The organism is Streptococcus sp. SM5 (genome assembly GCF_027497975.1).
The window spans coordinates 54,477-65,207 of record NZ_JAJNSC010000019.1; the positions used below are offsets into that span (position 1 = coordinate 54,477).

The 10,731-nt window shown below is 40.7% G+C and carries 9 protein-coding genes, 9 tRNA genes and 1 riboswitch; all 18 genes read right to left on the reverse strand.

Translation table 11 applies throughout. The annotated features are described in order from the left end of the window. Positions 1 to 4: 4 nt before the first annotated feature. Entirely contained in the window at positions 5 to 778 is a 774-nt protein-coding gene (pnuC, locus tag PAN07_RS13165; RefSeq protein ID WP_269798098.1) for a nicotinamide riboside transporter PnuC, read from the reverse strand. A 9-nt stretch (positions 779 to 787) separates the two neighbouring features. Continuing rightward, the gene (locus PAN07_RS13170; RefSeq protein WP_269798099.1) at positions 788 to 1,846 is read right to left on the reverse strand and encodes an AAA family ATPase; all 1,059 of its coding nucleotides are present in this window, start codon (positions 1,844 to 1,846) and stop codon (positions 788 to 790) included. A 253-nt stretch (positions 1,847 to 2,099) separates the two neighbouring features. Beyond that, complete coding sequence (locus PAN07_RS13175; protein WP_269798100.1) at positions 2,100 to 4,532, reverse strand: ATP-dependent Clp protease ATP-binding subunit; 2,433 nt, start codon at positions 4,530 to 4,532, stop codon at positions 2,100 to 2,102. A gap of 6 nt (positions 4,533 to 4,538) precedes the next feature. Further along, positions 4,539 to 4,997 (reverse strand): CtsR family transcriptional regulator, encoded by a 459-nt coding sequence (locus tag PAN07_RS13180; protein WP_269798101.1) that lies wholly within the window; start codon positions 4,995 to 4,997, stop codon positions 4,539 to 4,541. Positions 4,998 to 5,115: 118 nt separating this feature from the next. Beyond that, positions 5,116 to 5,844: an ABC transporter ATP-binding protein gene (locus tag PAN07_RS13185; RefSeq protein WP_269798102.1), complete on the reverse strand. Its 729-nt coding sequence runs from the start codon at positions 5,842 to 5,844 to the stop codon at positions 5,116 to 5,118. After that, a complete protein-coding gene (locus PAN07_RS13190) occupies positions 5,844 to 6,851 on the reverse strand; it encodes an ABC transporter substrate-binding protein (RefSeq protein ID WP_269798103.1) in 1,008 nt (335 codons plus the stop codon). Before PAN07_RS13190 ends, PAN07_RS13185 begins: the two co-directional genes overlap by 1 nt. Before the next feature lie 36 nt (positions 6,852 to 6,887). Continuing rightward, entirely contained in the window at positions 6,888 to 7,646 is a 759-nt protein-coding gene (locus PAN07_RS13195; protein WP_269798104.1) for an ABC transporter permease, read from the reverse strand. Then, a complete protein-coding gene (locus PAN07_RS13200; protein ID WP_269798105.1) occupies positions 7,609 to 7,899 on the reverse strand; it encodes an MTH1187 family thiamine-binding protein in 291 nt (96 codons plus the stop codon). The genes PAN07_RS13195 and PAN07_RS13200 overlap by 38 nt, the downstream gene beginning before the upstream one ends. Before the next feature lie 76 nt (positions 7,900 to 7,975). Beyond that, a riboswitch (TPP riboswitch) is annotated at positions 7,976 to 8,078 on the reverse strand. Positions 8,079 to 8,185: 107 nt separating this feature from the next. Then, the gene (cls, locus tag PAN07_RS13205) at positions 8,186 to 9,721 is read right to left on the reverse strand and encodes a cardiolipin synthase (RefSeq protein ID WP_269798106.1); all 1,536 of its coding nucleotides are present in this window, start codon (positions 9,719 to 9,721) and stop codon (positions 8,186 to 8,188) included. A 185-nt stretch (positions 9,722 to 9,906) separates the two neighbouring features. Next, positions 9,907 to 9,980: transfer RNA gene (locus PAN07_RS13210), tRNA-Pro, on the reverse strand. Positions 9,981 to 9,995: 15 nt separating this feature from the next. Then, positions 9,996 to 10,069, reverse strand: a tRNA-Arg gene (locus PAN07_RS13215). Between the two features lie 7 nt (positions 10,070 to 10,076). After that, a tRNA-Leu gene (locus tag PAN07_RS13220) sits at positions 10,077 to 10,162 on the reverse strand. A 7-nt stretch (positions 10,163 to 10,169) separates the two neighbouring features. After that, positions 10,170 to 10,241: transfer RNA gene (locus tag PAN07_RS13225), tRNA-Gly, on the reverse strand. 26 nt (positions 10,242 to 10,267) lie between these two features. Continuing rightward, positions 10,268 to 10,340: transfer RNA gene (locus PAN07_RS13230), tRNA-Thr, on the reverse strand. Between the two features lie 12 nt (positions 10,341 to 10,352). After that, positions 10,353 to 10,434: transfer RNA gene (locus PAN07_RS13235), tRNA-Leu, on the reverse strand. Positions 10,435 to 10,439: 5 nt separating this feature from the next. Then, positions 10,440 to 10,512: transfer RNA gene (locus PAN07_RS13240), tRNA-Lys, on the reverse strand. A gap of 18 nt (positions 10,513 to 10,530) precedes the next feature. Beyond that, positions 10,531 to 10,603: transfer RNA gene (locus PAN07_RS13245), tRNA-Asp, on the reverse strand. 2 nt (positions 10,604 to 10,605) lie between these two features. Next, positions 10,606 to 10,678 (reverse strand) — tRNA-Val (locus PAN07_RS13250). Between the last annotated feature and the right edge of the window lie 53 nt (positions 10,679 to 10,731).

Genomic DNA, 10,731 nt, shown 5'->3' on the forward strand with positions numbered 1-10,731 from the left:
CTTATCACTCCTTGACAGCCTTAGTCCATTGGTACCAACCGACTAGACTATTGAGGGTGTAAACCCAGTACATACCTTGGATATGGATGTTTTCACCCCACCAGAGATAAATACTAAAGAGATTGGTAGCAATCCAGAAAATCCACTGCTCACGGTAAAGACGTGTCATCAAGAGCTGACCAACACCATTGGTCGCATCCGTTACACTATCACGGAATGGACGAGCACTATGGATACTTTGGTAAGCCAAACCCATGCCAATCCAGATGAGAGCTGTCAAGGCCAAGTACTTGAGCCAATCCACCAGACCAAGTTTCTTAGCTTCAAAGTGAGACTCCTCTGGTTTTCCTTGTTCATTGATCCGATTAGACAACCAAGCATAGAGACCAATAGGCTGCATGACAAAGAAATAAACTGTTGTCAAAACTTCGCCGTAGAAAGTAGCATTCATAGATAAGACCAAGTAGATTGCAGAGTTAATAGCTCCAAAAAGATAGTTACTAGCTCGACCTTCAGCTACTAAGATAACGCAGACAATCCCTGTCCAAGAGGCCAAGAGACCAATCCAGTCATGACTTTCTGTGTTTTGTGTAAACTCCAGAATAAGAGGAACACTTGATAAAGCAATCAAATAGAGCCACTGGAAAAGACTACGACCCACAAAGAGGTCTTTCCAAATCAAACGCATAACTCCTGCAAAACCGATTTTACGAGCTTCTGCGTGAACATTTTTAAAGTTTTCAATAAATCGTGTGATTTTTTCAGTTATTTTTTTCATTTTCTTCTCCTAATCTGCTTGGTAAATGGCATCAATAGCTACTTTTGCTGCTTCATAATTTCCTAGATAGTCATCAGCTAGATAAACATGAGGGATATTGCCTAGATATTGCTCCCTCATCATATCCAAATGCTGAGAAAAACTGTGACGGATATGGTCTTCTGCCATGGTCATGTCGCGAAAACCATCATTGACATAAAAGCCAACAGGTTGCACAAAGAGGATTAAATCCCACTTTTCCTTGGCTAAGATGGAAACAAAGAGATTATCAAAGGTCTCTACGGACAAGTCCTCCTGCTCTTCGCTTTCCATGTAGTAATCGTAGTAGCCCTTGGTTACTAGTGAGTTGGTATCTGCAATGACTAGGCCTCGATTGGCATGGCTATCGATTAACTTGGAAGTTTGGTCATATTGGCCCAAAAGAAGGTAATAATAATCTTTTGGGGTAAGCTCATCATCTCGGACATTATTTTTTATCTGATATTCACGAGCATACTCCAGACTGACTGGCGCATCATAAAAGCGAGCTAAATCCTTGGCTATAGTTGTTTTACCATTACTAGCACTTCCCATAATCAACACTTTTTTCGTAAATTGACGGCGGAAAGGTTGAGCGATATATTTCCAATATTTGCTTGGATTGTCTCGAATCATGGTAGCCGAAATTCCAAATTTTCTTTCCTGTAGAACAGTCTCGAAACCACGTTCTGACAATTCTTGTTGGTATTCGGACTCTCCTACAAAAAAGATTAGTTCCTCACCAGTCTGGTCATAGGAAATGGCCTGCAACATCTGATCCAACCACTCCTGCCAGCCCATTGGATAGCGTGGAATATTGCTTTCATCAAGTTTACAAACAGAGGTCAACTCATCATCTCGAAATGCTTCACGAATATAGCGAAACCTCTTTTGTAGTGTAAGTCCAACCTCTTCACCACGATCTCCCTCATAACCTGAAACTACCACCCATACAGCATCGCATTGCCGTTTTGCTCTTTGGATTAAATCAATATGCCCCTGATGCAAGGGAGCAAAGGTTCCAAAAACCACTGCTATCTTTTTTTTCAAGTCTTTTCAACCTTTTTATAAATTTTTATATTTTATATCATACTACTCCTCCTATTGTTCGTCAACACTTTTTTATTATTTTTTATAAAAATATTTTCAACATGATAGGATTTTTTTCTTGATATACAAAACTTGATCAGTAGAAATTCGTTTTTGAATTCCTTAAACTAAATGCACAATTCAAATGCTTATTATAGTGACAACTTCCCCCCAAAAAAAAGAGGCTGAAACAATCTGTTCCAACCTCACAATTTTATACAATTTCAAATTTTAACTGACCAGCTTTGACACCAATCTTAAGGGTCTTGCCTTCTTTCAGTTCACCTGTAAGAAGGAGTTCTGCTAGTTTGTCTTCTACTTCTGTTTGCAGAGTTCTGCGCAGTGGGCGAGCTCCCATCTCTGGGTCATATCCCTTCTGAGCTAGAAGCTTAAGGGCAGATGCTTGGAGTTTCAAGTCAATTCCTTTTTCTGCCAGACTTGCAATCAATGGTTTGACCATAATCTTAACCACTTCCTGCATATCTTGACTTGACAAGCTGTGGAAGACCACCTTTTCGTCAATACGGTTGATAAACTCTGGACGATAAGCTTTTTTCAACTCTTCGAACATCCGTTTTTCCATATTTTCTTGGTCAAAACGAATATCCTTAGCTCCAAAACCGACTGTCTTGTCATCACGAAGAGCTGTCGCACCAAGGTTTGACGTCATGATAATAATGGTATTTGAGAAATCAACCTTGCGACCCTTACTGTCTGTTAAGACACCATCATCCAAGACCTGCAAGAGCACATTAAAGATATCTGGGTGGGCCTTTTCTACCTCGTCAAAGAGAAGTACTGAGTACGGTTTGTTACGAACCTTCTCGGTCAACTCTCCGCCCTCTTCGTAGCCTACATAACCTGGAGGAGCTCCATTGAGACGACTAGCTGCGAATTTCTCCATGTATTCACTCATGTCAAAACGAATGAGAGCTGACTCGTCATCAAAGAGAACTTCTGCCAAGGCTTTGGCCAATTCAGTTTTACCAACACCTGTTGGTCCAAGGAACATAAAGGATCCAATTGGACGTTTGTTATTGCGGATCCCCGATTGATTTCTGCGAATGGCACGACTGATGCTTGATACCGCTTGTTCCTGTCCGATAACACGTTTATGCAGTTCAGCCTCCAAATTAAGGTACTTCTTAGCATCGGTTTGAGTTAGTTTTTGAACTGGGATTCCTGACAAACGACTGAGTGTTGTCAAGATATCAGACTCCGTTACCGAGTCTTCATAGACAGGCAATTCCTGTTCTTTTGAAATCAGCTGAGCTGCTTGTTTCCACTTGCCGTCCATCAGAGCCTTATCAGCTGGAGATAAATCTGACTCATTGGCTTTCACATGCTTCGATTTGTTTTGCACAGTGGCAGCCGCTTCGTCCAAAAGATCAATAGCGGAGTCTGGTAAATGACGGCTGGTTAGGTAACGGTGAGCCATTTTGACAGCTGTATCGACTGCATCATCTGTAATTTGAACATGATGATGTTTCTCGTATGTTGCTTTCAAGCCCTGCAAAATTGCAATACTATCTGCCAAACTTGGCTCTTCAATCGTTACTTTAGCAAAACGACGAGAAAGCGCCGCATCCTTTTCGATATGTTTTTGATATTCTTCTTGAGTTGTAGCTCCGACCGTTCTCAGAGTACCACGTGCCAAGGCAGGTTTTAAAATGTTGGCTGCATCCAAGGTCGAATCAATCCCACTACCCGATCCCATGATGGTGTGGAGCTCGTCGATAAAGAGAATAACCTGACCATCTTCCTCAATATCTTTAATGATGTTGTTCATGCGCTCTTCAAAATCACCACGGAAACGGGTTCCTGCAACCACATTCATCAAATCGAGTTCTAAGACTCGCATCTTAGCCATTTCAACAGGTACATCCCCACTAGCAATTCGCTGAGCTAGTCCAAGTGCTAAAGCTGTTTTACCAACACCTGCGTCACCAACTAGTACAGGATTATTCTTTGTCTTCCGACTCAAGATTTGAATCATACGAGAAATTTCTTGGTCACGACCGATGACTGGTTCCAATTTGCCAGAACGAGCTTGTTCCGTAAGGTCATGAGTATAATCCTCCAAGCCACCACTCAGATTTTGAGGCATTCCCATCATATTGGCCATAGAATTTTGCTTGTCTGCTACTGAACGATGACGTTGACGAAGGGCCTTCAAATCTTCTCTAGTCCATCCAGCACGCGCTTCAAGTTTGCGACGAAGTCCAGCAATCTTAACCTGGTCCTTCTTGTCTTCGTAAGAAAATCCAGATTGCTCTAGGATACGAGTAGCTAAGGCATTCCCATCATGCAAAATAGCATAGAGAACATGTTCCGTTCCCAAAACTTTTGCATGCACTACAGAAGCAATATGTTCAGCCTCTAGAAACAAAACATTCAAACGGTATGAAAAAGGAAGTTCCTGATACTCTTCTTTATCGCTGTGCTTTGCCTCTGTCAGTTCTGCCGCAACTTCCTCCAGACGATCAATCTCATATGGAAATTCATTTAAGGTTGCCCCAGCTACACTGTAATTATGATTTGCCATTGCAATCAATAGATGCCAAGACTCTAAGTATTCTGCCTTATAATGACTGGCTACTAGAAAGGCACTTTCTATACATTCTTTCAATGCTTTTGAATATTTCATGTGGTCTTATTTTCCTTTTCTATCTACCTCTTGTAGTAACTGCTTAAGCATATTAGCACGGATTATATTTGCTTCCTCACCTAAAATACGGTCTGTAGCCATAGCTACTAATAAATTCATCTCTTGGCTTGTCAACAAATTTTGCTCAAACAAGAGTCTTAAAACATCTTCAAAAACAACCTGGCTAACTTCTTCACCCACTGAATACAGTAAATCACGCAACATCTCATGATGGTTGGAGAATTCAATTCGCCCAATACGAATATAGCCTCCACCACCACGTTTGCTCTCAACCAAGTAACCCCTGCTTTCTGTAAAACGAGTTTTAATGACATAGTTAATTTGACTAGGCACTACTTGAAAGGTATCCGCTAATTGGCTTCGCTGTAATTCCACCATCCCCGACTGCTCCAGAATAGCCTTGATATAAGCTTCTATATGGTCTGATGTATTTTTAAATCTCATAGCACTCCACCTCTTTCTTTAAACCTTGACTATCTTTGACTATTATACCGAATTTTTCGATTTTTTTAAAGAAAAAAGAGAGCAAGTAAAGAATAAACTTCACCCACTCTCTATGTTTCTAATTATTTAAGCCTAATTCTGCTAATATCTGGCGTTTATAGGCAATTTTTTGAACTTCCTTATCTTCAGCTTCAGACCAATCAAGTTTGATTTCAGATACAATCTGCCCCGGCCTATTTTTTAGGATGTAGATGCGATCACTGAGATTGAGGGCCTCCTCTATACTATGAGTAATGATGAGCGTCGTCAACCCTAGCTGTTTGTGAATCTCCAGATACCAGGCATGAAGTTCCATCTTAGTCATCTCATCCAAAGCGCTAAAGGCCTCGTCTAGAAGAAAGAGCTTGTGCCCAAAAAGATAGGTACGGAGTAAAGCAACACGCTGACGCATCCCGCCACTGAGTTCATGAGGATACTTATCCCTTACAGCCATCAACTGAAAGGTAGCAAGGATTTCATCCGCACGAGCAATGGCTTCTGCCTTGTCCACTTTTTGAATCAAGAGGGGCAGGATGATATTACCAAGTACCGTCTTGTGTTCCAGGAGCAGGTCCTTTTGTAGCATATAGCTTACACGCCCCTTAGGATTTTCCTCACCGTCAAGAATGATACGTCCTGACTGGACTTCTAAAATCCCTGCAATCAGGTTAAAGAGAGTAGTCTTCCCAACACCACTGGGGCCTAGGATAGAGACCACTTCACCTGAAGTCACTTGTAAGTTGATGTCCTCTAAAATCTTTTCATTGCCGTAGGCATAGCTTACGTGTTCTAGTCTAATTTCTGTCATTATTTTACAAATTCGTTGGTAAATCCTTTATCAGTCAAGTCTTCCTTGAGGATACCATTTTCTTTATCCCATTTGTAGAAGGCATTCCAGCGATCAGCATCAAATTGTCCCCATTTTTCCTTGTCACTTGCATATTCTTTTGACAAGTATTTTTGAGATTCGATAACGAAATCACGTTTATCCTTAAGTTCAGGTGCATTCTTGATGAGGATATCTGCAGCTTCTTCTGGGTGTTCCATGGCATATTGGTAGCCTTTTTTAATAGCTTGGATGACTTTACGAGCTTCTTCCTTGTTGTCTTTTAGATAGTCGTTGTTTGCGATGATGACGGGTGAGTAGTAATCAAATTCCTTGACATAGTCTTTCAAGTACATGAAGTTAGCATCTACGCCCTGAGATTTGGCAAGAATACCATCCCAACCGTAGTAGATCCAAGCAGTATCAAAGACGCCATTGGCAATCGGTGTAATCGAGTTTGAGTCGTTGTTTGGTACTTTTTCGACCTTCTCAAAGTCTCCACCTTGCGATTCTACCAAGGTTTTCAACATAGCAAGCTCAGTTGGGTCATTCCAAGTTCCGTATTTCTTCCCAACCAAGTCTTTTGGACTATTGATATTGTCAGACTTACGAGAGATGATCCCTGATGTATTGTGCTCAACGATAGCGGCAACGGCAGTGATTCCTGCCCCTTTTTCCAATTTCTTAGCCATGTAGTCTTGGAAATAGATAGCAAATGGCGCCTTGCCATTGATTACCAAGTCAGATGAGCTTTCTTCTGGTGGCAATTTCAAGTCAACATCCACTCCAGCTTCTTTGAAATAACCTTTTTCCTTGGCAACATACAACCCTGTGTGGTTAGTGTTTGGTGTCCAGTCTAGGATAAAGTCAATCTTTTTGACTTCTGCTTCTTTGTTATCCTTAGAAGCTGTTCCTTGGCCACAAGCCACAAGCACAACAGCTAGAAGAGCTGTTACAAGCGTTAAAAACACTTTCCATGTTTTCTTCATTTTTTTATTTCCTCTTTTCTTTTTTCAAAACGCTCTTTAAGTGCGTTTCCATTTAATCACATATTTTTCACTGATATCGACTAGCTTCATACCTAGAAGGCTAATCAGCGATACCAAAATAATAATCGCGAACATGGTATCATACTGAAACAGTTTCTTGGACTGAATCATGTAGACACCTAGTCCTTCAAAGCCTCCCAACCACTCAGATACAACTGTTGTGATGAAGGCATAGGAGACACTGACCCTCAGACCTGCATAAAAGTAGGGCAGGCTGACAGGGATTTTAAAATGCCAAAGGATTTGCCAAGGATTTGCTCGCATCAGACTAAACAAGGTCAGCATATCCTTGTCACAATGCCTAAAACCATCTAAAATACTGACGATAATAGGGAAGGTAGTCGTCAAGATAATCAAAACAATCTTGGGCAAAATTCCATAACCTAACCATAAAACTAGAATAGGGGCTATAGCAATTGTCGGAATGGTCTGAACAACCACCATCATAGGGTAAATCAAGTCATTTAACCAGCCCAGACTATCCATAAGGACGGCCATGATACAGGCTATCAAGACACCCAACACCAAACCGAGTATAGCTACTCTCAAGGTTGCCCAGCTATGGTACCAGAGAAATTCTCTGTCACGAACAAAAGACTGAAGGATTTCAAGTGGTGTCGGCAATATAAACTTTGGTAAGAGTTTTAAGAAACCCGCTACCTGCCAAAGAAATAAGACACCCAAAAATCCTAGCAGACTAATATGCCGTCTCATTATATTTTTCAAGTTTCTCATCGATGCTTAAAATCTCTCCTACATTTATTTTCACATTGGCAAAAACATTGTCTGCCCCTTGACCTGCTACTTCTAACGCTTCTTTTAGAATGCGCATAAGTTGATCAAAGTCTCCCTCTAAAACTGTTTCAAAGGGTGTCACCACCATGGTCACTCCTTGAGTTTGCAGATAATCAATGACCTTATCAATTACCGCTATACGATCAATCCCCTGTGATAAGGGCAGGACTTGTAAAGCAATGCTTGCCTTCATTAAAACCTCCTTCTAATTTACAGTTTTCCTTTGTAAAAAAAGAAAAACCTCTTTCATATATGAAAAAGGTGCAAAATTAGGCCAAGTATTCGTTCCCTACGCTGGCATTACCCAGATCAGGTGCGGTCGAAGTTTAACACTTCCTCTCAGACTGTACACAGACTCCCATATATTATATGGATATATAATAGCTTAATAATGGCCTAATGTCAAGGTTTCTGCTCATATAAAAAGAGGCGTTCATTCGCCTCTTACACTAATATTATTTGCATTTCAGCCATTTTATTTACAGCATAGGCGCAAATAACTGTGTCACTTCTTTTATCAACATTTGATACCAAGTAGGATTTATGGTGTCAGAGAAGATTTCTTGAGATTGTTCAAAAATATTTTCAAAATCCTTGTGAATATCTGCTATTGAATCTGTTTTGTACAGTAATACTGCATTTTCATAGTCGTGAACCAAACTACGATAATCTAAGTTAATCGTACCTACAGCTGCAAACCGACCATCAACAATGATTTGTTTACTATGAACAAATCCAGGAGTATATTCGAAAATACGTACCCCAGCTGATAAAAGATCAGGATAAGCTCCTCGTGTTACAAGTTGAATGAGTTTTTTATCCGGTATATGGGGGGTAACTATTCTTACATCTACACCGCGCATAGCTGCATTTTTTATATCTTCCGTCAAATCATAATCAATGATTAGATAAGGAGTTGTGATATAGACGAAATCTGTTGCCTGATTGATAAGGTTTTGATAAACTATTTTCCCTACCTTAGATTTATAAATTGGCTTAGGTCCGCTTCCATAAGGAATGCATAAGCCAGAAGCCGAAACAGCTTGATTCTCTATACGATATTGGTCAAAATTACTAATATCTCCACCGTTAATATACCAGTTCATAAGAAATAATCTTGTAAAGGCTTGAACAGCCGGACCGTCTATCCTAATACCGGTATCTTTCCAATGACCAAAACGTTCAATATGATTGATGTACTCATCCGCTAGATTGATTCCCCCAGTATAGGCAATCTGCCCATCGATCACTAAAATTTTACGGTGATCACGGTTATTGTAAGCTACTGTCATACGAGGAATTACTTTATTAAACTTATGTGCCTCAATCCCTTTGGATCTCAAGTATAGTGTATAATCTCCTGGCAAAGTAACCATACAGCCAATATCATCGTAGAGCATCATAATTTCAACGCCCTGATCAGCCTTTTCTTCAAGAATCTCACGTATGCTGTCCCACATCACCCCTTCGTCAACTATGTAGTACTCAAGAAAAATAAACTTTTCTGCACTTCTTAAGTCCTCTAACATTTGCTGCCACATATCTTCGCCAGAAGAAAAAAACTTAGAAGCAGTTTGGTCATAGACCTCTGAATTACTATCCATGCTCAGCAAAGATTTTATAATACCATAAGCTGACTTATCCCGCTCCTGTAGATGCTGATGGAGGTCGTTACCATTATCTTCATGAAATGCGATAGTGTTTAACTCCTGAAGTTGTTTCAGTTCTTTTTTTGATAATCTTCTCTCACCAAACATGATATAAAGCAATGGACCAAATACCGGAACGAAAGCAACTAAAAGCCAAGTAACTTTGCTCTCTGGAGTCATAGTCCTATTAACAATAGACAGAATGGTCGCTACACTTATCAATACAACAAGAATAATCCACCAAACATGTGGAACAATCTGACTTAAGAATAGAAACAAACCAAAAATCAGAATTAATTCTATCAGTATGATTGTTATACTAAAACCATACTTTGACATTAATAATCGAAATTTTCTAAAACCCATAGCTTACACTCATTATATCTCATTTAAAATTTTTAAAAAGCTTATTAACTACTAGTATACCTTAGTTTTAGTCAAGATAGCAAGTTTTTTCTAGAAGTTAAGAAAATTAAATAAATAGAAAAAGTAAGTATAATGAAAAATTAAAAAAAAAGACCATCATTGGTCTACTTAATAAGTTATATCAATCGGGAAGACAGGATTCGAACCTGCGACACCTTGGTCCCAAACCAAGTACTCTACCAAGCTGAGCTACTTCCCGAAGTAAATAAAAAAATGCACCCTAGAGGAGTCGAACCTCTAACCGCCTGATTCGTAGTCAGGTACTCTATCCAGTTGAGCTAAGGGTGCTCATTTATGCCGAGGACCGGAATCGAACCGGTACGATCGTTACCAATCGCAGGATTTTAAGTCCTGTGCGTCTGCCAGTTCCGCCACCCCGGCCTCTCTAAGCGAACGACGGGATTCGAACCCGCGACCCCCACCTTGGCAAGGTGGTGTTCTACCACTGAACTACGTTCGCATTCATGACTCTGAATATTAAAAAAATGCCGGCTACATGACTTGAACACGCGACCCTCTGATTACAAATCAGATGCTCTACCAACTGAGCTAAGCCGGCCTATTTCTATTATGCGGGTTAAGGGACTTGAACCCCCACGCCGTTAAGCGCCAGATCCTAAATCTGGTGCGTCTGCCAATTCCGCCAAACCCGCAATGATGACCCGTACTGGGCTCGAACCAGTGACCCATTGATTAAAAGTCAATTGCTCTACCAACTGAGCTAACGAGTCAAATAACTTTCGTTATTACGGTCCCGACGGGAATCGAACCCGCGATCTTCGCCGTGACAGGGCGACGTGATAACCGCTACACTACGGGACCTATGGGAGTTAACGGGATCGAACCGCTGACCCTCTGCTTGTAAGGCAGATGCTCTCCCAGCTGAGCTAAACTCCCTCTAGCTAAGCGACTTCCATATCTCACAGGGGGCAACCCCCAACTACTTCCGG